Source organism: Neorhizobium tunisiense (genome assembly GCF_039631515.1).
Classification (GTDB): domain Bacteria; phylum Pseudomonadota; class Alphaproteobacteria; order Rhizobiales; family Rhizobiaceae; genus Neorhizobium.
Genome location: NZ_JBDIUU010000005.1, coordinates 104261 through 127263, shown reverse-complemented (window position 1 = coordinate 127263; position 23003 = coordinate 104261). Strand labels below are relative to the sequence as shown.

The 23003-nt window shown below is 62.5% G+C and carries 28 protein-coding genes; 17 read left to right on the top strand and 11 right to left on the bottom strand.

Annotated elements, in window-relative coordinates:
- The first annotated feature begins 331 nt into the window (after positions 1 to 331).
- The 6 genes from ABCW43_RS18815 to ABCW43_RS18790 all read left to right on the top strand — a co-directional run bounded on the left by ABCW43_RS18815 (position 332) and on the right by ABCW43_RS18790 (position 6703).
- A complete protein-coding gene (locus ABCW43_RS18815) occupies positions 332 to 1225 on the top strand; it encodes an NAD-dependent epimerase/dehydratase family protein (protein ID WP_345927200.1) in 894 nt (297 codons plus the stop codon).
- 110 nt (positions 1226 to 1335) lie between these two features.
- A complete protein-coding gene (locus ABCW43_RS18810; RefSeq protein ID WP_345927198.1) occupies positions 1336 to 2130 on the top strand; it encodes a thymidylate synthase in 795 nt (264 codons plus the stop codon).
- Complete coding sequence (locus ABCW43_RS18805; protein ID WP_345927196.1) at positions 2127 to 2657, top strand: dihydrofolate reductase; 531 nt, start codon at positions 2127 to 2129, stop codon at positions 2655 to 2657. The genes ABCW43_RS18810 and ABCW43_RS18805 overlap by 4 nt, the downstream gene beginning before the upstream one ends.
- Positions 2658 to 2797: 140 nt before the next feature.
- Positions 2798 to 3892, top strand: coding sequence for an FtsH protease activity modulator HflK (hflK, locus tag ABCW43_RS18800; protein WP_345927194.1), 1095 nt, complete (start codon positions 2798 to 2800; stop codon positions 3890 to 3892).
- Positions 3889 to 4839, top strand: coding sequence for a protease modulator HflC (gene hflC, locus ABCW43_RS18795; protein WP_345927192.1), 951 nt, complete (start codon positions 3889 to 3891; stop codon positions 4837 to 4839). Before hflK ends, hflC begins: the two co-directional genes overlap by 4 nt.
- Before the next feature lie 217 nt (positions 4840 to 5056).
- Positions 5057 to 6703: a Do family serine endopeptidase gene (locus ABCW43_RS18790; protein WP_345927190.1), complete on the top strand. Its 1647-nt coding sequence runs from the start codon at positions 5057 to 5059 to the stop codon at positions 6701 to 6703.
- Positions 6704 to 6719: 16 nt separating this feature from the next.
- On the opposite strand, the gene ABCW43_RS18785 is transcribed toward ABCW43_RS18790, so the two are convergent.
- Genes ABCW43_RS18785 through serB form a run of 4 tightly spaced genes read right to left on the bottom strand, consistent with a single transcriptional unit; the run spans position 6720 to position 8930 of the window.
- The gene (locus tag ABCW43_RS18785; RefSeq protein ID WP_345927188.1) at positions 6720 to 7310 is read right to left on the bottom strand and encodes a GNAT family N-acetyltransferase; all 591 of its coding nucleotides are present in this window, start codon (positions 7308 to 7310) and stop codon (positions 6720 to 6722) included.
- A 15-nt stretch (positions 7311 to 7325) separates the two neighbouring features.
- Positions 7326 to 7640, bottom strand: a complete 315-nt coding sequence (locus ABCW43_RS18780) for a helix-turn-helix domain-containing protein (RefSeq protein WP_345927186.1) — start codon at positions 7638 to 7640, stop codon at positions 7326 to 7328.
- Positions 7637 to 7990, bottom strand: coding sequence for a type II toxin-antitoxin system RelE/ParE family toxin (locus ABCW43_RS18775; protein WP_345927184.1), 354 nt, complete (start codon positions 7988 to 7990; stop codon positions 7637 to 7639). Before ABCW43_RS18775 ends, ABCW43_RS18780 begins: the two co-directional genes overlap by 4 nt.
- A gap of 49 nt (positions 7991 to 8039) precedes the next feature.
- Positions 8040 to 8930 (bottom strand): phosphoserine phosphatase SerB, encoded by an 891-nt coding sequence (gene serB, locus ABCW43_RS18770; RefSeq protein WP_345927181.1) that lies wholly within the window; start codon positions 8928 to 8930, stop codon positions 8040 to 8042.
- Here serB and miaA point away from each other — a divergent pair, their 5' ends adjacent.
- Complete coding sequence (gene miaA / locus ABCW43_RS18765) at positions 8931 to 9827, top strand: tRNA (adenosine(37)-N6)-dimethylallyltransferase MiaA (RefSeq protein WP_345927179.1); 897 nt, start codon at positions 8931 to 8933, stop codon at positions 9825 to 9827.
- Positions 9828 to 9907: 80 nt separating this feature from the next.
- Positions 9908 to 10162 (top strand): hypothetical protein, encoded by a 255-nt coding sequence (locus tag ABCW43_RS18760; protein WP_345927177.1) that lies wholly within the window; start codon positions 9908 to 9910, stop codon positions 10160 to 10162.
- Between the two features lie 6 nt (positions 10163 to 10168).
- Here the strand turns inward: ABCW43_RS18760 and ABCW43_RS18755 are convergent, their stop codons facing one another.
- Positions 10169 to 12286: an ATP-binding protein gene (locus ABCW43_RS18755; RefSeq protein WP_345927175.1), complete on the bottom strand. Its 2118-nt coding sequence runs from the start codon at positions 12284 to 12286 to the stop codon at positions 10169 to 10171.
- A 395-nt stretch (positions 12287 to 12681) separates the two neighbouring features.
- Between ABCW43_RS18755 and ABCW43_RS18750 the strand changes: the two genes are divergently transcribed.
- On the top strand, positions 12682 to 14490 hold the full coding sequence (locus ABCW43_RS18750) for an acetolactate synthase 3 large subunit (RefSeq protein ID WP_445738976.1): 1809 nt from the start codon (positions 12682 to 12684) through the stop codon (positions 14488 to 14490).
- A 49-nt stretch (positions 14491 to 14539) separates the two neighbouring features.
- Positions 14540 to 15112 carry an acetolactate synthase small subunit gene (gene ilvN / locus ABCW43_RS18745; RefSeq protein WP_345927173.1) on the top strand — a complete coding sequence of 191 codons (573 nt, stop codon included), beginning with the start codon at positions 14540 to 14542 and terminating at the stop codon, positions 15110 to 15112.
- 71 nt (positions 15113 to 15183) lie between these two features.
- On the opposite strand, the gene ABCW43_RS18740 is transcribed toward ilvN, so the two are convergent.
- On the bottom strand, positions 15184 to 16026 hold the full coding sequence (locus ABCW43_RS18740) for an aldo/keto reductase (RefSeq protein WP_345927171.1): 843 nt from the start codon (positions 16024 to 16026) through the stop codon (positions 15184 to 15186).
- On the opposite strand from ABCW43_RS18740, the gene ABCW43_RS18735 reads away from it, so the two are divergent.
- Genes ABCW43_RS18735 through ABCW43_RS18715 form a run of 5 tightly spaced genes read left to right on the top strand, consistent with a single transcriptional unit; the run spans position 16025 to position 18476 of the window.
- Complete coding sequence (locus tag ABCW43_RS18735) at positions 16025 to 16192, top strand: hypothetical protein (protein WP_345927169.1); 168 nt, start codon at positions 16025 to 16027, stop codon at positions 16190 to 16192. The genes ABCW43_RS18740 and ABCW43_RS18735 overlap by 2 nt on opposite strands.
- A gap of 8 nt (positions 16193 to 16200) precedes the next feature.
- Entirely contained in the window at positions 16201 to 16794 is a 594-nt protein-coding gene (locus ABCW43_RS18730; RefSeq protein WP_345927167.1) for a LysE family translocator, read from the top strand.
- An 11-nt stretch (positions 16795 to 16805) separates the two neighbouring features.
- Entirely contained in the window at positions 16806 to 17462 is a 657-nt protein-coding gene (gene nthA, locus ABCW43_RS18725; protein ID WP_345927165.1) for a nitrile hydratase subunit alpha, read from the top strand.
- Positions 17459 to 18118 carry a nitrile hydratase subunit beta gene (nthB, locus tag ABCW43_RS18720; RefSeq protein WP_345927163.1) on the top strand — a complete coding sequence of 220 codons (660 nt, stop codon included), beginning with the start codon at positions 17459 to 17461 and terminating at the stop codon, positions 18116 to 18118. The genes nthA and nthB overlap by 4 nt, the downstream gene beginning before the upstream one ends.
- The gene (locus ABCW43_RS18715) at positions 18105 to 18476 is read left to right on the top strand and encodes a nitrile hydratase accessory protein (RefSeq protein ID WP_345927161.1); all 372 of its coding nucleotides are present in this window, start codon (positions 18105 to 18107) and stop codon (positions 18474 to 18476) included. The genes nthB and ABCW43_RS18715 overlap by 14 nt, the downstream gene beginning before the upstream one ends.
- Positions 18477 to 18479: 3 nt before the next feature.
- On the opposite strand, the gene ABCW43_RS18710 is transcribed toward ABCW43_RS18715, so the two are convergent.
- Genes ABCW43_RS18710 through ABCW43_RS18700 form a run of 3 tightly spaced genes read right to left on the bottom strand, consistent with a single transcriptional unit; the run spans position 18480 to position 20183 of the window.
- A complete protein-coding gene (locus tag ABCW43_RS18710) occupies positions 18480 to 19265 on the bottom strand; it encodes an anti-sigma factor family protein (RefSeq protein WP_345927159.1) in 786 nt (261 codons plus the stop codon).
- Complete coding sequence (locus tag ABCW43_RS18705) at positions 19262 to 19822, bottom strand: RNA polymerase sigma factor (protein WP_345927157.1); 561 nt, start codon at positions 19820 to 19822, stop codon at positions 19262 to 19264. The genes ABCW43_RS18710 and ABCW43_RS18705 overlap by 4 nt, the downstream gene beginning before the upstream one ends.
- A complete protein-coding gene (locus ABCW43_RS18700) occupies positions 19806 to 20183 on the bottom strand; it encodes a COG4315 family predicted lipoprotein (RefSeq protein ID WP_345927155.1) in 378 nt (125 codons plus the stop codon). Before ABCW43_RS18700 ends, ABCW43_RS18705 begins: the two co-directional genes overlap by 17 nt.
- A 150-nt stretch (positions 20184 to 20333) precedes the next feature.
- Between ABCW43_RS18700 and ABCW43_RS18695 the strand changes: the two genes are divergently transcribed.
- Both ABCW43_RS18695 and ABCW43_RS18690 read left to right on the top strand, forming a co-directional pair.
- A complete protein-coding gene (locus tag ABCW43_RS18695; RefSeq protein ID WP_345927153.1) occupies positions 20334 to 20699 on the top strand; it encodes an ArsR/SmtB family transcription factor in 366 nt (121 codons plus the stop codon).
- Entirely contained in the window at positions 20696 to 21172 is a 477-nt protein-coding gene (locus ABCW43_RS18690) for an SRPBCC family protein (protein WP_345927151.1), read from the top strand. The genes ABCW43_RS18695 and ABCW43_RS18690 overlap by 4 nt, the downstream gene beginning before the upstream one ends.
- Positions 21173 to 21176: 4 nt before the next feature.
- Here the strand turns inward: ABCW43_RS18690 and ABCW43_RS18685 are convergent, their stop codons facing one another.
- Together ABCW43_RS18685 and ABCW43_RS18680 are read right to left on the bottom strand one after the other, a co-directional pair.
- Positions 21177 to 21656, bottom strand: coding sequence for a DUF2269 family protein (locus ABCW43_RS18685; protein ID WP_345927145.1), 480 nt, complete (start codon positions 21654 to 21656; stop codon positions 21177 to 21179).
- Entirely contained in the window at positions 21656 to 22936 is a 1281-nt protein-coding gene (locus tag ABCW43_RS18680; protein ID WP_345927143.1) for an SDR family oxidoreductase, read from the bottom strand. The genes ABCW43_RS18685 and ABCW43_RS18680 overlap by 1 nt, the downstream gene beginning before the upstream one ends.
- Between the last annotated feature and the right edge of the window lie 67 nt (positions 22937 to 23003).

The window sequence follows — 23003 nt, the reverse complement described above, 5'->3', positions numbered from 1 at the left end:
GGCCGGTGCCTTGCAGGCAGCGGAGTGCCGGGACTTCCTGCTCTCGTGATGCTTGCGTCGCAACCCTTCCGGAGCGCCGTTTTCCACCTCGTCGATTTGTGAACGTTCGCCAGTCACGTTTTCCCTTCGGGCAAGGTCCAAGGGGAAGCGCTTGACTGCACGTTCTTGTGAAGCGGAGGCGACGATCGGCAGGCGCGATCGACATTGACGGGCAGGCGGTGCCATGCTTCATCATCGCCCCGGTTACGTCGTTTCGGCCATGCCTCGTCGCAGCAGGCAGGCTATGCCGGCAGTCGCGGCAGGGTCGGATGGGATTTGAGGAGGCGGCATCATGGGCAAGCGGATCGTATTCACCGGCGGCAGCGGCAAGGCGGGACGGCATGTTGTGCCGTATCTCCTCGGAGAAGGGCATGAGGTCTTCAACCTCGATCTGGTGCCGCTCGATTGCCCCGGCGTCAACACGCTGATCACCGATCTGAGGGACGGCGGCGAGACCTTCAACGCGCTCTCCATGCATTTCGGCTTCCAGGGGCTGGAAAGTGGCAAAGGGCCTGCGCCCGTCGATGCGGTGGTGCATTTCGCCGCCGTGCCGCGCATCCTGATGCGCCCCGACAATGCGACGTTCTCCGCCAACACGATCTCCACCTACAATGTCATCGAGGCGGCGATGAAGCTCGGCATCCCCAAGGTGATCATCGCCTCCAGCGAGACGACCTATGGGGTCTGCTTTGCCGAGGGGGACAAGGACTATCATTCGTTTCCGCTCACCGAAGATTACGATGTCGACCCGATGGACAGCTACGGCCTCTCCAAGGTCGTCAACGAAAAGACGGCGAGGGCCTTTGCCATGCGTTTCGGCGCGGACATCTATGCGCTTCGGATCGGCAACGTGATCTCGCCGGAGGATTACAGCCGCTTCCCCGGTTTCCTGGCAGACCCGCCATCGCGCAAGCGCAATGCCTGGAGCTATATCGATGCCCGCGATCTCGGTCAGATCGTGCATCTCTGTATCGAAAAGGACGGCCTGGGCTTCCAGGTCTTCAACGCGGTCAACGATACGATTACCGCGCTTGAGCCGACCCGGCCGTTCCTCGAGCGCTGGGCGCCCGGCACGCCTATCGTCGGCGCGATCGGCGGGTTCGAGGCTCCGATCAGCAACCGCAAGATCAGGGAGGTCCTGGGTTTCGCCGAGAACCACGATTGGCGCAAATACGTCACCAGGTGATCCCGAAAGCCGGGCCTGCCAAAATAGCGGGGAAAGCCGCCACGGGAGATTTGTCGGGCGGCCTTATGCTATTATATCATTCCCTGACGATGGAATCGGCGGCCTGACCCATGAAACAATATCTCGATCTTCTTCGGCATGTGATGGAAACCGGTACCGACCGGGGCGACCGCACCGGCAAGGGTACCCGCTCGGTGTTCGGATATCAAATGCGCTTCGACCTCGCAGAAGGTTTTCCGGTCCTCACGACCAAGAAGCTGCATCTGAGATCGATCATCCACGAGCTCTTGTGGTTCCTGAAGGGCGATACGAATATCGCCTATCTGAAAGAAAACGGCGTTTCGATCTGGGATGAATGGGCCGACGAGAAGGGCGAACTTGGCCCCGTTTACGGCTACCAGTGGCGCTCCTGGCCCGCCCCCGACGGCAGCCATGTCGATCAGATTTCGCAATTGATCGAGGGCCTCAAGGTCAACCCCAATTCGCGCCGGCATATCGTGTCTGCCTGGAACGTCGGCCAGCTCGACGACATGGCGCTGCCGGCCTGCCACTGCCTGTTCCAGTTCTATGTCGCCGACGGCAAGCTCTCCTGCCAGCTCTACCAGCGCTCAGCCGACGTCTTTCTCGGCGTGCCCTTCAACATCGCATCCTACGCATTGCTGACGATGATGGTTGCCCAGGTGACGGGGTTGAAACCGGGCGATTTCGTCCACACGCTCGGCGACACGCATATCTATTCGGATCATTTCGAGCAGGCGAAGCTGCAACTGACCCGTACTCCCAAGACGCTGCCCACCATGCGCATCAATCCTGCCGTGAAGGACATCTTCTCCTTCCGCTTCGAGGATTTTGCGCTCGAAGGATATGAGGCCGATCCGCATATCAAGGCGGCGGTGGCGGTGTGAGCAAGCCTCGCCTCGTCATCATCGCGGCGGTCTCGCAGAACGGCGTCATCGGCCGGAACGGGGACATGCCCTGGAGGCTTTCGACCGATCTCAGGCGGTTCAAGGCGCTGACCTTGGGAAAACCGGTCATCGTCGGGCGCAAGACGTTCGACAGTTTCGGCGGCAGGCCTCTCCCGGGGCGGCCGCATGTGATCGTTACGCGCAATCCGGATTTCCGGTACGAGGGCGTCGACGTGGCCGTATCCCTCGACGCGGCTCTGGAGATCGCCGGCCGCAGGGCCGAGGAGGTTGGGGCCGACGAGATTTATGTGCTCGGCGGCGGTGAGATCTACGCCCAGGCGATCAAGATCGCAGACATGCTGCGCGTCACCCATGTCGAGACCGATATCTCAGACGGCGATACGTTCTTTCCTGCCATCGATCCGGCGGCGTTCGAGAAGGTGGAGGAGGTTGCCGTTCCGGTGGGGGAGAAGGACAGTTATCCGACCCGTTTCACCACTTATACCCGCCGAACCGCGACAAACTGAAACATTTCGTTACCGTTGAACGGGAAGTTATTGAACCTGCGTTGAAAGCGGGCCTTCCCATCCCTATAACGGGCAATAGCCAGATTGCTGCCACACGGCAGGGTCGCGGCTTGGGAGCGAATACGAACAAAGAGGTTTTGATGCCCTGGAGCAATCAGAATGGTGGCGGCGGCGGCCCTTGGGGCGGCGGTGGCGGTAATAATCAAGGGCCCTGGGGACAGGGACCGAACCGCCCGCGCGGCGGCGGCAGCGGTGGTCCACCCGACCTCGAGGACATCATAAGGCGCAGTCAGGACCGGCTGCGCAGCGTGATGCCCGGCAGCTTCAACGGCGGCGCCTTCGCGATCGTTCTCATCGTGATCATTGCCTTCCTCGCGTTCCAGTCCGTCTACACGGTCCAGCCGGACGAGCGCGGGGTCGAACTGCGCTTCGGCCGGCCGAAGGACGAAATCTCCATGCCGGGCCTGCATTTCCATTTCTGGCCGTTCGAATCCGTCGAGATCGTCAAGGTCACCGAACAGCAGCAGAATATCGGTGCGGCCCGGGGCTCCAGCTCCAATGCCGGCTGGATGCTGACCGGCGACCAGAACATCGTCAACGTTCAGTTCTCCGTTCTGTTTACCGTGACCGATCCCAAGGCCTATCTCTTCAACCTGGAAGGTCCGGCGTCGACGCTGCAGCAGGTTTCCGAAAGTGCCATGCGCGAAGTCGTCGGCCGCCGTCCGGCGCAGGATATTTTCCGCGACAACCGCGAAGGCATCTCGACCGAAGTGCGCAATATCATCCAGGGCACGATGGACACCTACGGTTCCGGCCTTTCCATCAATGCCGTACCGATCGAGGATGCGGCACCGCCGCGTGAAGTGGCCGACGCCTTCGAAGAAGTGCAGCGTGCCGAGCAGGACGAGGATCGTTTCGTCGAAGAGGCGAACCAGTACGCCAACCAGAAGCTCGGCCAGGCCCGCGGTCAGGCAGCCCAGGTCCGTGAAGAGGCGTCCGCCTACAAGGACCGGGTCGTCAACGAAGCGCAGGGCGAGGCGCAACGTTTCGTCTCGATCTACAACGAATATGCCAATGCGCCTGAAGTCACGCGCCGGCGAATCTTCCTCGAAACCATGGAAGCGGTCCTGAAGAACTCCAACAAGATCATTCTGGACAGCAAGGACGGCGTCGTCCCTTATCTGCCGCTCAACGAGATGGTGAAGCCGCAGACGAAGCAGGGAGGCACACGATGAACTCCAATCGACTCCCCGCAATCCTGATCGGCCTCGCCGTTCTCCTCGTGCTCATCTATTCGTCGGTTTTCGTGGTCAACGAGCGCGAACAGGCGATCGTCGTCCGCTTCGGCGAGATCCAGGACGTCAAGCGCGAACCGGGCATCTATTTCAAGCTGCCGTTCGCCTTCATGGACGCCGACCGCGTCCAATATGTCGAAGACCGGGCATTGCGCTTCGATCTCGACAATATCCGCGTCCAGGTGCGCGGCGGTGCCTTCTATGAAGTCGACGCTTTCGTCGTCTACTCGATCACCGACCCGCGCCTCTTCCGGGAAACCGTCTCGGGTGATCGCGATTCGGCCGAATCGCGGCTTCGTACCCGCCTCGACGCGGCCCTTCGCCGCGTTTATGGTTTGCGCAATTTCGATGCGGCACTCTCCAACGAGCGCTCTTCGATGATGCAGGAGGTACGCGCAGACCTCACTGCTGCTGCGGAAACACTCGGGCTCGCGATCCGCGACGTTCGTATCCGCCGCACCGACCTCACCCAGGAAGTCTCGCAGCAGACCTTCCAGCGCATGAAGGCCGAGCGTCTTGCCGAGGCCGAACTGATCCGCGCCCGTGGTAACGAGCAGGGCCAGCGGCGGCGGGCGATCGCCGACCGTCAGGTCGTCGAGTTCGTCTCCGAAGCACAGCGGGATGCGGAAATCCTGCGCGGTCAGGGCGATGCCGAACGCAACAAGATCTTCGGCGAAGCCTTCCAGCGCGACCCGGCCTTCTTCGAGTTCTACCGCACCATGCGTGCCTATGTGGCGGCACTTGCCGACAACGGCACGACCCTGGTGCTGTCGCCGGATTCGGAGTTCTTCCGGTTCTTCAAGTCATCCGCAGGTCAGGCACTTGCGCCGATCCAGCCTCCGGCCCGACCGGCACCGCCTGGCGCGCCCGCAGCGCCGACGAACTGATCCGACAAGCTTGGGGCGGCGCAAGCCGCCCCTTTCATGACAAGACCATCCATAAGTGTGACGGGTAGGGCGCAATCCTCACGAAAAGGTAATTTCCACAGTCGTCATTCCGCCTTATGCTCTGCCGAAACTCCGCCCGATTCAAAGGTTCCTATAGCCTGCCCGGGTAGAGACCGCTCTTGCGGGGTTGCGGACAATCCAACAGCGAGGATGCCAGATGGCTCATTCGGTTCGATCGACCTTCAAGCGCACCGTCACGCTTGCGGCAACTTTTGCCCTGCTGGCGGCGCCCTTGCAGGCGATTGCCCAGACCGCGATCCCTGCCGCTCCGGGGCAGAATGCCAATCCGCCGGCCGCCGGTTCTCCGGGCCTCATGCTGCCGGCTCCGCCGACACCGTCTCCGAGCATCAATCCGCCTCCGGCTCCAGGGCCGATGACAGGCGGCGGGCCGGGTTCGATCGCCGATCTGGCCGAGGGCCTGCTCGATGCCGTCGTCAACATCTCCACCTCCCAGAGTGTCAAGGACCAGGGTGCCGGCCCGCAACCCCAGATACAGGAAGGCTCGCCGTTCCAGGAGTTTTTCGAGGATTTCTTCGACGGCCAGGGCAACCAGAACAGCAATCAGAAGGTTTCCTCGCTCGGTTCGGGCTTCGTCATCGATCCCTCCGGCTACGTGGTCACCAACAACCACGTCATCGAAGGCGCCGACGACATCGAGGTGATCTTTCCGAACGGCACCAAGCTCAAGGCCAGGCTGGTCGGCACCGACACCAAGACCGACCTGTCGGTGCTGAAGGTCGAGCCCAAGGCGCCGCTCAAGGCAGTGCGCTTCGGCGATTCCCGCCGCATGCGGATCGGCGACTGGGTGATGGCGATCGGCAATCCGTTCGGTCTCGGCGGGTCTGTTACGTTGGGCATCATCTCGGCCCGCGGCCGCAACATCAATGCCGGGCCGTATGACAACTTCATCCAGACGGATGCGGCAATCAACAAGGGCAATTCCGGCGGCCCGCTGTTCAACATGCGCGGCGAGGTGATCGGCATCAATACCGCGATCATTTCGCCGTCCGGCGGTTCGATCGGCATCGGTTTCGCGGTACCGACGGAACTCGCCGAAAACGTCGTCCACCAGCTCACCGAATTCGGCGAGACGCGCCGCGGCTGGCTCGGTGTGCGCATCCAGCCGGTCACCGACGACGTGGCGGCAAGCCTCGGCCTCGACCGGGCGCGCGGCGCCCTGGTATCGGGCGTCGTCAATGGCGGGCCGATCAAGAACGGCGAGATCAAGGCCGGCGACGTGGTCCTCACCTTCGACGGCCAGTCCGTCAACGAGATGCGCGACCTGCCGCGTATCGTCGCGGAAAGCCCGGTCAACAAGGAAGTCGACGTGGTGATCCTGCGCGACGGCAAGCAGCAGACCGTCAAGGTGACGCTCGGCCGCCTGGAGGATAGCGCCGATCCGGAGGAGGAAGACGACCAGCCGGCCTTGCCGGAAGGCCAGGGCGAGAACAAGACGCCGGGCAACAATGCGCCCGGAGACCAGAAGGGCGAGCTCAGCCAGGATCCTGCCGCAGCCTTCGGCATGACGCTCGCCGTGCTGGACGAGGACCGCCGCAAGAGTTTCAGCATCGTCGAAAGCGTCGAGGGGGTGCTGATCACCGCCGTCGCGCCGAACTCACCGGCCGCCCAGAAGGGGCTGAAGGTCGGCGAGGTCGTGGTCGAAGTGGCACAGGATTTCGTGGAAAGCCCAGCCGACGTCGTCAAGCGGATTGCGGTCCTGAAGTCCGAGGGCCGGCGCAACGCGCATGTAATGGTCTCGGATCCTTCCGGAAACCTGCGCTTCGTGGCGCTCCCGCTGGAATAAGCCTGGCGTGAGCGGGTCAGCGGGCGCGTCCCGCGGACGCTCGCTGGCGCTGCCATTCGTCGCGGGTTATCGCATAGACCACATGCGGTTTCAGATGCGGATGCGTATCCGGCACCCGCGGATGGTCGAAATCCATGCCGGTGATCCGGTGCAGGCCGAGACGCTTCATCACCGCGGTCGATCGCTTGTTTTCGCCGACCGCGAAGGAGACCACCGCGTCGAGATGCTTTTCGCCGAAGGCGAAGTCGAGAAGGGCGCGGGCGGCTTCCGTGGCATAGCCATTGCCCCAGAAGCGGGTCGCCAGACGCCAGCCTATCTCCACGGTCTCGACCGGAAAAACATCCGGCATGTTGGCGAGCGACAGGCCGCAAAAACCCATCGGCTCCCGGGTTTCCTTCAGTTCCAGCGCGTAGAAGCCGAGCCCGGTCTCGGTGATCGCGTCGTTGAGCTTGGCGAGGAAGGCATCCGCCTCTTCGTGGGTGCGGCGGAACGGGAAGAATTCCATTACCTTCGGATCGGAATTGATCTCGCGAAAGAGATCGCGATCGCTGTCGATCCAGCTTCTGAGGCGCAGGCGTTCGGTTTCGAGGATGATCTGTGGGGGCATGTCTTGGACTTTATCCTACGAGACCTTCGCAGAGGATTTCGGCTTTTCGAACCTGATGCGGAGTTTGGTGCCGGTGGCGTCAGCGAAACGCTGCAAGGTGCGGGTGGAGGGCATGGAGCGGCCGCTCTCCAGCCGCGCGATTGCGGCCTGCGTGGTGCCCATGGCCTTGGCGACGTCCTCCTGCGTCATGGAAGCCTGCGCGCGTGCCTTGATCAGGGCCTCCGCGAGGGCGAATTCCTCTTCGAGGGCGTCGTAGGCCGCGACAAATTCGGGGTCCTTGCGCCACTCTTCAAAGGCATCCCGGGCAAGCAGACTATTTCGTTTCGTCATTTGACCTCCTTCGCTTTCTTCAGCGCGAATTCGATGTCGCGACGCGGCGTTTTCCGTGTCTTCTTTCGAAAAACATGCACGACAACGACGCGTCTTTCTTTCACCGTGATATAGGCGGCACGGGCAATGCCATCGCGCCCCGTTAGGCGCATTTCCCAAATGGGGCCTTCGAGATGCTTCACATATGGCGCGCGCATCCCGGCAAGGCCATGGTCTTCGATCAGGTGAGAGATGCGCTCGAAGACCGCACGCATGTCCAAGGGAAGGGAGTAGAGTTTTTCCCTTACTTCAGCATCGAGAAACTCAATCGTCCAACGCATGAAATATACCATTTTTGCAATGATCTTCAATGCAAATGATGCGATGTATATTTCAATCCGTCAATCGCAAGGGTTGTAATCAGGCCGTCACGAAATCCGTCTTGCGATAGCCCTGGATATAGAGGAGGGCGGTCAGGTCGCCGTGGTCGATGCGCATCTTTGCCTGGGCGGCAACGGTGGGCTTGGCGTGGAGCGCGACGCCGGAACCGGCGATGCCGAGCATGCCGAGATCGTTGGCGCCGTCGCCGACGGCGATCGTGTCTTCCGGGGAGATGCCGAGCTTTTCCGCGATGGCGAGAAGCGCGTCCACCTTGGCCTGTTTGCCCAGGATGGGTTCGGCGACTTCGCCGCTGAGGATGCCGTCCTTTTCGAGAAGGATGTTGGCGCGGTTCTCGTCGAAGCCGAGGGTGGCGGCGATGCGGCTGGTGAACACGGTGAAGCCGCCGGATACGAGGGCGGCGTAGTGGCCCCTGGCCTTCATGGTGGCGATCAGTTCCGGGCCGCCCGACGTCAGCGTGATGCGCTTGGCGATGACATCGTCGACGACCGTGATCGGCAGGCCCTTCAGAAGCGCGACGCGTTCACGAAGGGCGGGTTCGAAGGCGATCTCGCCGTTCATGGCGCGGGCGGTGATCGTCGCGACCTTGTCCTTCAAGCCCACCACATCGGCAAGCTCGTCGATGCATTCCTGGCCGATCATGGTCGAATCCATGTCGGCGATCAGGAATTTTTTTCGCCGCGTGTCCGCGTCCTGGATGACGAGATCAATCGGAGCGCTCCCGATGACGGCCCGCAGATCGGCCTCGGCGACCTCGCTATCCGAACCGTCGCGGAGCGCTATATCGCAGGCGATCCCGTCCGCCAGCCAGTAGAGGCCCGAGGCTTTCACCGCCTCCGCCGCTTGTTCTCCGAGCTGTTGCGTGAGAACGGGGTTTGACGGATGGGCAATGAGCGTGGCAACGAAAGCCATATGAGCGACCTTATCGAGAATTTTGATGCGATCCTGATAACCGGGCCGACGGCCAGCGGCAAGTCGGCGCTTGCATTGCGTCTGGCCCGCGAGAGAAACGGCGTGGTGATCAATGCCGACAGCATGCAGGTCTACGACACGTTGCGGATCCTGACGGCGCGGCCGGCCGAAGACGAGATGGAGGGCGTGCCGCATCTGCTCTACGGGCATGTGCCGGCGACGAGGGCTTATTCCACCGGCGAGTGGCTGCGGGACGTGACGGCGCTTCTGCCGCAGCTGAAGCGCGAAGGCCGGCTGCCGGTGTTCGTCGGCGGCACCGGGCTTTATTTCAAGGCGCTGACGGGTGGCCTGTCCGATATGCCGGAAATATCGCAGGATATTCGCTGCGAGATTCGCCTGCGTCTGAAGGAAGAAGGGCCGGAGGCGCTGCATGCGGAGCTCCTGATGCGCGATGCGCCGGTGGCCGCGAGCCTCGAGCCGAAGGACGGGCAGAGGATCGTGAGAGCGCTGGAGGTTCTGGCGGAGACCGGTCGTTCCATCGCCGAGTTTCAGGGCAGGCAGGGGCCGATGGTGATCGATCCTTCGCGTGCGAGGAAACTCGTCGTGCTGCCGGACCGAAAGATCCTGCACGAGCGCATCGACCGCCGTTTCGAGACGATGCTTGAGAGCGGGGCCGTGGACGAGGTGAGGGCGCTGCTGGCGCTCGGCCCTTCATCCGACCTGCCTGCCATGAAGGCGATCGGCGTCACCCAGATCGCCGAAATGCTGGAAGGCCGCATGAGCCGGGAAGAGGTTGTCGAACGCGGATCGGCACTGACGCGACAATATGCCAAGCGCCAGATGACCTGGTTTCGCAACCAGATGGACGAAAGCTGGGAGCGCGGGGAATTTCTCTAACCTTCGTGGTGCGACCAGAGATTGTGGTTGCCGAATCGGTTACGGTTCTGCAGCTTCAATAGCCGAAGGTTGGGGACCTCATGAACAATTTCCTGGCAAAGACTCTCTCTTCGATCAATGCGCTTGTGGCAATCGTCATTCTTGTCGTCGCCACGCTGTCGGGAGCGACAGCAGCATCCGCGCAGGGCGGATCGGGGATGTTTGTGATTGGCGCAGTTTTCGGAGCTGTCGCGGGATTGATTTTCGCAGCGCTGATCTGCGGGACGATAGCTCTGCTGGTCATGATCGAGCGGCATCTAAGTATCATCGCTGAGGCGACCAAACGCCCTCAGTAATGCAGCTCAATCCTTGTCGTAAAGACTGCTCAGCGGTTTCTTCAGCAGGCTTTCGCGCAGCGATCCTTCGCGCCGGAGCAGCGGGTTCGGGCGCGGGGCGCCTTCGGGCGCCGGCGGGCGCTGAAATGTCGGAGGCGCAGGCTGGTAGGGCGGCGGCTCGGGCGGGCGTTCGCGGCGCAGATCTGCGAAACGGTCGGGGCGGGGTGCCGGGGGGTGTTCGGGTGCAGCAGCGCGCGGCAGCATGTCCGGCCGATAGGGCTCCGGCTGCGGGTTGCCTGCCATGGGTGGCGTCGGGTTGATCGTCACATGGCCCGTCGAGCGGATCTCCCGGTTCCAGCGATCGAGTTCGGCATCGCCTGCCGGCGGGAAATCATCATCCGTGTCTTCCTCGGCACCGGAAGCGCCTTCCGGGAAAGGCACCGTCGCGGTGGAGTAGCTTTGCTGGAATGCGGAAATATCCGGGCCGCTGACGGCGCGCATGCGGGCGATCACGGTGCGCAGATCGACGGTGTCCGGCGTATCCTCCGTGCCCTTGTCGGCGACGCCGTTGGCTTTCGGCAGGAATTTTTTCTCGACGCGGGCAAACCGCATGCGCATCGGCACGGAGATCGCCTCGCCGAAGGCAATCGCCTCGCCATTGCCGATCGACGATAGAAAGCTGGTGGTGGAGATCGACGAATTGGGGATCGCCGACTTGATGATTTCCTGGTCGCGGTCGTTGGAAAGCCGCATCGCAAAAACCGTCGAGCACTGCGACAGGATCGTCTGGTCGAGTTCGCCGGGACGCTGGGTGATAACGCCGAGCGAGACGCCGTATTTGCGGCCTTCTTTGGCGATGCGCGAGATCGCCTGCCTTGTCGGGAAGAAGCCGAGTTCGCGGTCGGCCGGCACGTAGCGGTGCGCCTCTTCGCAGACGACGAGCATATGGATTGCGCCATTGCTCCAGAGCGCCAGTTCAAACGCCATGCGGCAGAGGATCGACGCAACGGAATTGACGACTTCGGACGGGATGCCGGCGAGCTGGAAGGTCGAGATCGGCCGGTCGCCGCCAGGGATGCGGAAGATATAGGCGATCGTCTCCATGATCGTGTCGTTGATCGTATTGTTGGAGAACATGAAGTGGTAGCGCGGGTCGTTGATCGCCGACATGATGCGCATCTTCAAGGCGCGCAGGAAGGGTTTCTCGCCGCGGCCCTCCAGGCGGCCGATGCGCTCGTCGATCAGCGCCAGCAGGTCCGCCATGCGGTAGGGTACCGGCGTATCGGCGGTGACCGAGCTTTTTTCGGTCGAGCGGCGCATCAGCGAGGTTTCGTTGCCGCGGAAGGCGCGTTTGGCCTCCGGAATCAGGTCGCGCAGGATGTCGAGTTCTTCCGCCACCGCCGGGCGGCCGCGAAAGACCACTTCGGAGAACTCCTCGAGCCGCATCAGCCAGAAGGGCAGGTCGAGCGTTTCGGTATCGATGACGACCGCGTGATCGGGAAAGGCTGCGGCAAATTCGTTGTGCGGATCGAGGATCAGGACGCGCAGCTTCGGGTCGGTCTCGATCGCCTTGTGGAGGAGCAGGGAGACGGCGGTCGATTTGCCGACGCCTGTCGAGCCGACGATGGCAAAGTGTTTCGACAGCATCGACGGGATATGGATCGTGGCGTCGATCGTTTCGTCCTGCGTCAGCTTGCCGACCACGCAGGTCTCGTTCTTGCCGGTATCATAAATGCGGGAAAGGTCGGCGGCACGAATGCGGTGCGCGACGGCGCCGAGATAGGGATAACAGGAGATGCCACCGGTGAACTCGTCGCGACCATCGGGTCCCTTGCGCACCTCGCCGAGCAGTTCGGCCTCGATGTGAAAGCTGGTGTTGCCGTTTTCGCTCCACTCCTTGCCGCCGGTCTGCATCGCATAGGCGAGCGCCACGACACGGTTTTCGCCGACGCTGATGGAGATCAGCCGGCCTACGGACCAGAGTTCGGTAAGATCAGTCTCGCCCTGTTCGGCAACGGCGGAAATGGTGGCGTGCGAGCCGTTGCAGGCGACGACGCGACCAAGCATGCGGTTGCCGGGCTTCTGGACGTCACGACGATCCTGCTCTCCTGCAGACGTGGAACGGTGCAGATCGTTGTTCAACAAACTCGAGCCCCTATCATTGGGGTGGCGGATATAGTCATGGTTCATCTGTCGGGTCGTTACCCTCCAAACACGCCAACTATATTGTGCCGGGCTTAACAACTCGTGTAGGAAATCGCGTCACCGGCGGATGGAAACGGAGCAGCAAAATCAGGCCGATGAGGATTTTTGGTGCATGCCCACGTTGACGAACGACATTTATCTGGCTAACACTTCGCGCCATGAAAATCTCGATCGCTCTTATTGTGGTGGGAACGCGCATGGGCAGGACGGTGTAACCGTCCGGCGACAGCCACCCATGCGCGGAAAGACAGGCTCCTCCAGGGGCCTTTTTTTATGCCTTCAATCCGGCTCGGAGGAGCCGCCGGTAAAAATCCAGCAGCGAATGGACCAAGACAATGACGGATACGAACAACCAGGAGCCAGGTAACCAGATGCCAGACAACCAGATGACTGGCGCTGAGATCGTCCTGAGGGCCCTGAAGGACAATGGCGTCGAGCATATCTTCGGGTATCCGGGCGGCGCCGTCCTGCCGATCTATGACGAGATCTTCCAGCAGGATGACATCCAGCACATTCTGGTGCGCCACGAGCAGGGCGCCGGCCATGCGGCCGAAGGTTATGCCCGCTCCACGGGCAAGGTCGGGGTCATGCTGGTGACATCCGGTCCAGGCGCCACCAATGCCGTCACCCCGTTGCAGGATGCACTGATGGATTCGGTGCCGCTGGTCTGCCTGTCGGGCCAGGTCCCGACGACGCTGATCGGTTCGGACGCCTTCCAGGAATGCGACACCGTTGGTATCACCAGGCCCTGCACCAAGCACAACTGGCTGGTCAAGGACGTCAACGAACTCGCCGGCATCATCCATGAGGCCTTCCGCATCGCCCAGACCGGCCGGCCAGGCCCGGTCGTCGTCGATATTCCGAAGGACGTTCAGTTTGCTACCGGCACCTATACGCGGAAGCCGGAGGTCGCCCGGAACACCAGCTATCAGCCGCGAACCCAGGGCGACATCAACGCCATCCAGGCGGCTGTCGAGCTGATGGCCTCGGCGCGCCGGCCGATCCTCTATACCGGCGGCGGTGTCGTCAATTCCGGCCCGGAGGCCTCGCGACTGCTGCGCGAGCTGGTCGAGCTCAGCGATTTCCCGATCACCTCGACGCTGATGGGGCTTGGCGCCTATCCCGCTTCCGGCAAGAACTGGCTCGGCATGCTCGGCATGCACGGTTCCTACGAGGCGAACATGGCGATGCACGACTGCGACGTCATGGTCTGCATCGGCGCCCGTTTCGACGACCGCATTACCGGCCGCCTCAACGCGTTCTCACCGAATTCGCGCAAGGTCCATATCGATATCGACCCGTCGTCGATCAACAAGAACGTGCATGTCGATATCCCGATCCTCGGCGATGTCGGCAGCGTTCTCGAAGATATGGTTCGCCTGTGGCGTGCGCTGTCGAAAAAGCCGGCCATGGCGCAGACCGAGGAATGGTGGAGCCAGATCAACCGCTGGCGGGCTCGCAAGAGTTTTTCCTACAAACATTCCAACGATGTCATCATGCCGCAATATGCGCTGCAGCGCCTTTTCGAGGCGACCAGGGGGCATGACACCTACATCACCACGGAAGTCGGCCAGCACCAGATGTGGGCGGCGCAATTCCTCGAATTCGACGAGCCGAACCGATGGATGACTTCGGGCGGTCTTGGCACGATGGGCTATGGTCTGCCGGCCGCGATCGGCGTTCAGGTCGCCCATCCGGACGCTCTCGTCATCGACGTCGCGGGTGACGCCTCGATCCAGATGTGCATCCAGGAAATGTCCTGCGCCATCCAGCATAACCTGCCGGTCAAGATCTTCATCCTGAACAACCAGTATATGGGCATGGTCCGCCAGTGGCAGCAATTGCTGCATGGCAACCGCCTGTCGAATTCGTATACGGAAGCCATGCCCGATTTCGTGAAGCTCGCGGAAGCCTACGGCGCCGTCGGCCTGTATTGCGACGACCCGAAGGAGCTCGACGGCAAGATCGAGGAAATGATCGCGGTCAAGAAGCCGGTGATCTTCGATTGCCGCGTCGCCAATCTCGCTAACTGCTTCCCGATGATCCCCTCGGGCAAGGCGCATAACGAGATGCTGCTGCCGGACGAAGCCACGGACGAAGCGGTTGCCAATGCCATCGATGCCAAGGGTCGCCAGCTCGTCTAGAGCGAGCCGTCGTCCTTCAACAAAATTCTGAGGAAATGGACCTAAGACCATGAATGCGCATCAGCAACCGACTGGATCCGCCTATTTTATCGCGCCTGAGACGGCAAAAGCCGAAAGCCATACGCTTTCGGTTCTCGTCGCCAACGAACCGGGCGTCCTCGCACGGGTGATCGGCCTGTTTTCCGGCCGCGGCTACAATATCGAAAGCCTGACGGTTTCGGAGACCGAACATGAAGCGCACCTATCCCGCATCACGATCGTGACGCGGGGCACCCCGACGGTGCTTGAACAGATCAAGGCGCAGCTCGAACGGATCGTGCCGGTGCACCGGGTCGTCGACCTGACGGTGCGCGCCTATGCGCTTGGCCAGGAGCGGCCGATCGAGCGCGAGGTGGCGCTGGTCAAGGTTGTCGGCCAGGGTGACCGCCGCGCCGAGACGCTGCGGCTTGCGGACGCCTTCCACGCCAAGGTCGTCGATGCAACGGTCGAGCATTTCATCCTGGAAATCACCGGAAAATCCTCGAAGATCGACCAGTTCGTGGCGATCATGAAGCCGCTCGGGCTGGTCGAGGTGTGCCGCACCGGGATCGCGGCGATGAACCGCGGTCCGCAGGGAATGTAAACGGCTCGGGGGGAGATCGATGTCTTCCGAGCGCCCGAGATGCTGGCGGGACGGGGGACGCCCGATCTCCGCTAGATCATCTCCAACGGCGCCTTGCGCGACGGCGGCGGGAAGGCGGCGTCGAGGGCCGTCCAGTCCGCTTCGCTGAGGTCCAGGTCGACTGCTTCGGCATTTTCCGCCACCCGGTCCGGATTGGCGGATTTGGGAATGGCGATGACGCCGTCGCGCTCCAGGAGGAAGGCCAGCGCCACCTGCGCCGGCGTCGCCTGATAGGCCTTGGCGATGCGGATCAGTTCGCCGCTTCTGGCAAGCCGGCCCTGTTCGATCGGCGAATAGGCCATGACCGGGATGCCGCGCTCCTGGCACCAGGGCAGAAGATCGTATTCGACGCCGCGGCGGGAGAGGTTGTAGAGGACCTGGTTGGCGGCGCACATTCCGCCATCCGGCACCTCCATCAGTTCCTGCATGTCGTCGAGATCGAAATTGGAGACGCCCCAGGCGCCGATCTTGCCGGTCCGGCGCAGTTCCTCGAAGCCGGCGACGGTCTCAGTCAATGGGTGCTCGCCGCGCCAATGCAGGAGATAGAGGTCGAGGCGGTCGGTCTTCAGCCGGTCGAGGCTGCGTTCGCAGGCGTCGATGACGCCCTTTCGGCTGGCATTCCAAGGATAGACCTTGCTGACTAGAAACACCTCGTCTCGCCGGCCGGCAATCGCTTCTGCGGTAATTTTTTCGGCGCCGCCTTCGCCATACATTTCCGCCGTGTCGATCAGGGTCAGGCCGAGGTCGAGGCCGCGCTTCAGGCTCTCGATCTCGATGCCGGCCTTGCGGGCATCCTCGCCCATCTGCCAGGTGCCGAGGCCGAGCGCCGGGACGGAAATGCCGGAGGGCAGGGTGACTGTCGGGATATCGGACATGGCGGGCCTCGATCTGTCGCTTCTGGAGAAGTCATCCTACTCACATATGGCTTCGATTGAAGCTGCCAAGTTCCGCTTGAAGATCATGTCCAACGACATTATCACCGGAACAACAGGTCATCCGCGAAACGAGATGGTCGAGGCAACCGGGGCGGATTGGCGCTAGGAGAAAATATGTCGCTGGAAACCTTTCTGGCCCTCGTCCTGTTCGCCTTGACCACCTCGATCACGCCGGGGCCGAACAATATGATGCTCTTCGCGTCGGGCGTAAATTTCGGCTTCGTGCGGACGATTCCCCACATGCTCGGCATCGGTGCCGGTTTTCTGTCGCTGCTGATCGCGGTCGGCCTCGGTCTCGGCGCGCTGCTGCATTCGGTGCCGGTCGTCTACACAGCTTTGAAATTCGCCGGCGGCGCCTATCTGCTCTGGGTCGCCTGGAAGATCGGCACGTCGCGCAGCCTGTCGGACGGCAGGACCGGAGCGCAGCCGATGACGTTTATTGGCGCGGCGGTTTTCCAATGGGTCAATCCGAAGGCCTGGGTCATGGCGGTCACGGCGATGGCGACCTATACGGACCCGGAATATTACCTGCCGACCGTGATGCTCGTGGGGCTGGCGTTCGCGGCCGTCAACCTGCCGAGCGTTTCGACCTGGGCCGGTTTCGGTTCGGCGCTGCGCGAATGGCTATCGGTTCCGGCGCGGCTGAAATGGTTCAACATCACGATGGCGCTCTTGCTTGTCGCGAGCCTCTGGCCAATGCTGAAATAAGGGAGACCTCCATGTCTGCAGATCATCATCACGACGATCACGATCACGACCACCATCACGGCCATGGGCATGACCACGGGCACGACAATCGCTACAGCGACATGCAGGCACGCGTCAAAGCGCTGGAGACGGTGCTGACCGAAAAGGGATTGATCGACCCGAAGGCAATCGACGAGATCGTCGAGACTTATGAGACGAAGATCGGTCCGCGCAACGGCGCCCGGGTGGTCGCAAAGGCGTGGCGCGATCCGGATTTCGCCGAATGGCTGAGGACGGACGCGACGGCAGCGATCGCGAGCCTCGGCTATACCGGCCGGCAGGGCGAACATATGCGGGCGGTGTTCAATACGCCTGATACCCATAACCTCGTCGTCTGCACGCTGTGCTCCTGCTACCCTTGGGCGGTGCTCGGGCTGCCGCCGGTCTGGTACAAGGCACCGGCCTATCGTTCGCGCGCGGTCATCGATCCCCGCGGCGTGCTTGCGGAATTCGGCGTCACCCTTCCGGAAACGAAGAAGATCCGCGTCTGGGATTCGACGGCGGAACTGCGTTATCTGGTGATACCGGAGCGGCCTGACGGCACGGACGGCTTGAGCGAGGAACGACTTGCCGACCTCGTCAGCCGCGATGCGATGATCGGCACGGCGATTGCGGGGCCGCGGCCATGAACGGGCCTCACGATCTCGGCGGGCAGATGGGTTTCGGGCCTGTGGCGCCGGAAAAGGACGAACCGTATTTCCACGCCGAATGGGAGAAGCGGGCGCTTGGGTTGACGCTGTCGAGCGGTGCCTTTGGCGCATGGACGATCGACGAAAGCCGCCACGCGCGCGAAAATATTCCGCCTGCGGAGTATCTGGGCGCCAGCTACTACGAGATCTGGACAAGGGCGCTGGAAGTGCTGCTGGAACGCCATGGTTTCGCAACCAAGGCGGAAATCGATGCGGGCCGCAAGCAGATGGAACCGGCCACCCCAAAACGCATCCTGAAGGCGGATATGGTGGCAGGCGTGCTAGCCAAGGGGGCGCCTTGCGACCGGCCCGTCGGGGCCGAGCCGCAATTCCAGCCGGGCGACCGGGTGAGGACGCGCAATTTCAATCCGGAGACCCATACCCGGCTGCCGCGTTACGCCCGCGCCAGGACCGGTGTGGTCGAAGCGGTGCAAGGTTCTTTTGTGTTTCCGGACGACAATGCCCATGGCAAAGGCGAGAACCCGCAATGGGTGTATACCGTTGTGTTCGACGGTGCCGAGATCTGGGGTGAGGGCGCCGATCCAACACTGACGGTCTCGATCGATGCCTGGGAGAGCTATCTTGAGCGCGTGTGATATCCCCTCGGCATTGGTGCAATCGCCCGGATTGCCGAAGTCACCGGAGGGTGATCCGGTGTTTCCGGAGCCCTGGGCCGCGGAAGCCTTCGCGATGACCGTGCATCTGCACGAGCGCGGCCTGTTCAGCTGGAGCGAATGGGCCGAAGCCCTTTCGGGCGAAGTCCACAAGCCTGGCAGAGCGGATGACGGCAGCGACTATTTCGACTGCTGGGTGGCGGCGCTTTCCGGGCTGCTGGTCGGCAAGGGTGTGGCGGACGGCGAGGCGATCCTGGCGCTGCAGCAGAGTTGGCAGCGGGCCGCCGAGGCGACGCCGCATGGCCGGCCGATCGAGCTTGAGAACGATCCTCTGCGCTGAAGATCAGCTTGGAAACTGCCGGTAACACTCCTCGGCGACCCGGCGCAGCATGTCGCGGGAGATCTCGCCGGTGACGGCATAACCGAGTTCGCCGTCGATCCAGTAGAAGGTTTCGACGGTGTTGACGGAGGCGAAGCGGAAGCTCGTTGTGCGGTTTTCCTTGTTGCGGCCGACCAGTACCGTCAGGCGCTGACCCGCTTGGTCTTCGTACATGAACATCGCACCCGGTTTGCCGCCGACCGGCAGGAGGCGACCGCCGACCAGCTTGAAGCCCTGTGCCTGCAGGTTCGGAACCTTGAGATTGGCGATCGACAGGCGCTTGCCGAGCCAGTTGGCGAGATGCGTCTCCTCGTTGGCGAAGACCTCGACCGGATGGCGTACTTCGCTTGCATAGACGAGGAAGGCGTTGCGGGCTTCGCGAGGCAGGATTTCGGTATAAGCAAGCTGGATATCCGGGCGCTCGAACAGAAGCGGGCCGTAATGGCCGCCGAGCGCGCCGGCCGCGAAGATCAGGACTGCCGCGGCTGCCAGCGCGAAGCGGCGGGACGGCCGGGTGTTGGTGCGCGCCAGACCGCCGGTGAGAAGCTGGATATCGGAGGGTTTCGACCGTTCATGACCGGCGAAGGCGGCGCGCAGTTCGTCGTTCTGCTCCTGCCAGTCGGCCACCATCTGCGCGGCGTCTGGGTTTTCAGCCAGAAAACTCTGCACGCGGGCGCGGTCGACCTCGTCGAGGAAGCCGTCGGCATAGGCGTGCAGTTCCGCTTCGGATACGGATCCGGCTTCGGTCATCGTGGTCTCCGCAATGGTATGACGTTTTCCTCCCGCATTTTTTCGCGCAGGGCCTGGCGTGCCCGCGACAGGCGCGACATGACGGTGCCGACCGGTATCTCCAGCATGTCGGCGACTTCCTGATAGGCGTAACCTTCGACGACCACCAGCAGCAGCACCGCGCGCGCCTCCTTCGGCAGCGTCTCCAGCGCCTGGACGAGGCGGTTCTTTTCCAGCGGATCGTCGGCGCTCGTGCTTGCAGCCAGGGTCTCCGCCTCCTCCATGCCGACGGATGGGCGCCGCGCCACCGAGCGGCGGGCGTTGAGGTGAAGATTGGTCATGATCCTATAGGCCCAGGATTTGAAATTCGCGCCGCGCCACTGGCCGCGGCTGACCAGCGCCTTTTCGACGCAATCCTGCAACAGGTCCTCGCTCTCCGTGTCCGACCGCGTCAGGCTGCGTGAATAGCGCCTAAGCGAGGGCAGGAGGGCGAGGATCTGCGCCTCGAAGGAAAGCGGCGAGGGAGCCTGTGCCTCACGCGCCGTTCCGGAAGTGGATTGATCAGGGCTTTGCGACATCCCAAACGCCGTTCACGCCGTCACCGGTGGTGTCGCCTTCCTTGGTATCCTTGACCCAGTAATAGAGCGGCATGCCATCCTTTGCCCACTGCTTGGCCCCGTCCTTGCGGGTGACGATGGAGTATGCACCATCGGCCTTCGCATCGGAAGCGGCCATGACCGGCGGCCAGTTGGCAGCGCACTTGTCGTAGCAGTTGGAGGTACCGGGCTTGTCGTTCTTGAAGGTGTAGAGCGTCATGCCCTTTTCACCGGCAAGGACGTCGCCCTTGGTGGAGGTCTTGACGGTCTTGAACGGGCCGGCGGCAAACGCCACCGAGGTCAGCGCTAAAAGCGCGAAAGGTACGAGAATGAAGGTTTTCATGGATCGTCTCCCTGGTTGATGGCGGCGTTGCATCGGCCACCCAAGTCAAGACACCGGCAGGGCCGGATTTATTCCCTCGATCCGCAAAGATTTTTCGGGAAAAAGATACTTAGCTGTTGAGCTAAGCGTTTCGATTTGATACTTAGCCTTATGGAAAACTATTCGAGCGAACTCGACGGCCTGTTCCAGGCACTTGCGGACCCGACACGGCGGGCGGTTCTGGGGCGCCTCGGCCAAGGCTCGGCAAGCATCAGCGATCTTGCCGAACCTTTCGACATGGCGCTGCCATCATTCATGAAACACGTGCGTCTCCTGGAGGAGAGCGGTCTGATCAGGACGCAGAAACAGGGTCGGGTGCGGACCTGCACCTTGGAGAAGGCACGTTTCGCAATGCTGGAAAACTGGCTTTCCGAACAGCGGGCCATCTGGGAAGCCCGCACCGACAGGCTGGAACAATTGGTTCTGGCGAAACAGGAATTCCTTCGGGACCAACAGAAACGGGAGACAGGCAGATGACGCAGACCTTCAATCCGGATCTCGACCTCAGCATTTCACGGCTGATCAAGGCGCCTCGCGCGGCCGTCTGGAATGCCTGGGCGGATAAGGCGAGTTTCGAACAATGGTGGATCCCGGCGCCAGCGCTCTGCAAGGTCGTGGCGATGGAGATTCGTCCGGGCGGGGCTTTTGAGACGCAGATGAGCGAGAACGGCGGCGAATTCGGCCCGCACTTGAGCGCCTGCTTTCTGGCCGCCGACGACCAGGAGCGGATTGTCTTCACCAATGCTCTGACCGGCGGCTGGCGACCGGCGGAACAGCCGTTCATGACAGCGATCATCACCTTCAAGGATCATCCGCAGGGCACAGAATATCTGGCGCATGTCATGCACAAGAGCCCGGAGGACCGCAAGATGCATGACGAACTGGGCTTTTTCGACGGCTGGGGCACGGTGATCGAGCAACTGGCGAAGCTGGTCGAGCGGCGGCACTGAGGGTTCAGAACAGTGGGATATCCGGCTTCGTCAGCATCAGCCAGAAGATGGCGATGACCGCGAAGAAAGCCGGGAAACCGCAGGCAAACCAGATCCGATAGAGCCGGTACCATTCCGGCGGCAGCGGCGCGGAATCTTCGCAGGCGATGCGGGCGATATCGCGCAGCTTGATCTGGAGCCAGACGACCGGCAGCCAGAACAGTCCCGTCACCACGTAGAGAATGAGCGACAGGGCGACCCAGCCATCCGTCAGCGACCAGCCGACGCTCCTTGCCAGCAGGTAGCCGGTGACAGGCTGCAGGACGACGGCCGTGGCGGTGAAGACGGTATCGGCTAGCACGACCGCGCCGGCGGTGTGGGCGATCAGTTTCGGATCCTCGGTCCGCCGGGCGATCACCATGAAAAAGGCGATGCCGGCGCCGGTTCCGAGCAGCACCGCGGCGCTGATCACATGCAGGAGCCGCAACAGGCCTTCGACATCCATCAGCGTTCGTCCAGAATGGCGAGGGAAACGAGGGTGAGGGCGATCGAGGGCAGGACCTTCACGAGGACCCCAAGCGGATCGAGCCAGAGCTGCGGTTCCAGGAGCGTGCCGCCGGCCAGATAGGCGAGGCTGGTGACGATCATCCCGAGCATCGCCTTGCGGGCATGGGGACGGACGAGGACGGCAGACCCGAGCAGGATGTCGAGGAGACATGTCGCGACGGTTATCGCCATGGCGAAGGAGCCAGGGACGATGGGCGGAAATTGGGCTGCCGCGGCGCTGACGTCGACGAGCGGGATCAGGCCAGACAGCAGCCAGAACAGCGATAGCGAGAGGATGACGACGGATTTCAGGAGATAAAGCCGCGCGAACCAGAGGTCCTGGACGCCGCTCGGATGGGCGGCGAGGGTCTCTGCCGCATTTGCAAGGACGAGGCCGGCCGGTTTCGGCCTCAGGCTCCTGACGCCTTCCGACATTATGGTCATCGCCGTCGAGCGAAGCGGCGAACGCCAGCCTAGTCGCCCCGCAATGTCGGCGGCCCACGTGACGGGTTTCGCAATGGCCGCCGGCAATGCAATGACGGTGGCTGCAGGCAGGCCGAGCCAGGTGCGGTGAAGCACCACGAGGTCAGACAAGGTCAGGGTCTTGTCGGCGGCAAGATCGAGATCGCTGCCGGCTGGAATGGTGCCCTCGACCGCAAGGGAAACCGCGGTCGCGACATCGTCGAGTGAGACGGTTTCGACAGGACTTTCCGCATGGATGAGCGGCAGCGGGCCGGGAAAGTTCGCGAGCGCCCGGAGAAGCGCCGTGCCGCCATGGGCATTGCGGCCGATGACGAGAGCCGGCCGCAGGATGACGAAGAGGAGGCCGCTTGCTGCAAGCGCCTCGTCGGCACGACGTTTGGTGGCGAGGAAGGGCAGGTCGGCGGCTGTCCCATCCGTGCGGGCCGAGATCTGCACGATACGTCTGCCGCCGAGCGCCCGTGCCGCCTCGTAGAGCGACAGCATCGCCTTTTCCTGGGTAGCCGCAAGATCATCGGAAAGACCATCCTGCAGCGCGCCGGCGCAATTGACGACGACATCCTGATCCTCGATCAGCGGACGCCAGGCGGCGGCAGACAGTTGTGCGAGATCGGCCTTTATCCACTCGGCCGCGGGCCATTTCAGGCGGGCTTTGTCCGGGTCTCGCCCGAGCCCGGTTATCCGATGGCCCTCGGTGGCAAGCCTTTGCAGGATCGCCGAGCCGATAAAGCCGGTTGCGCCGAGAATCAGGATCTTCATGACACGATCATAGGGGGCGGTGATGAAAACTGAACAGCGGCAATTCCACCCGGGCGGATGGACGGAG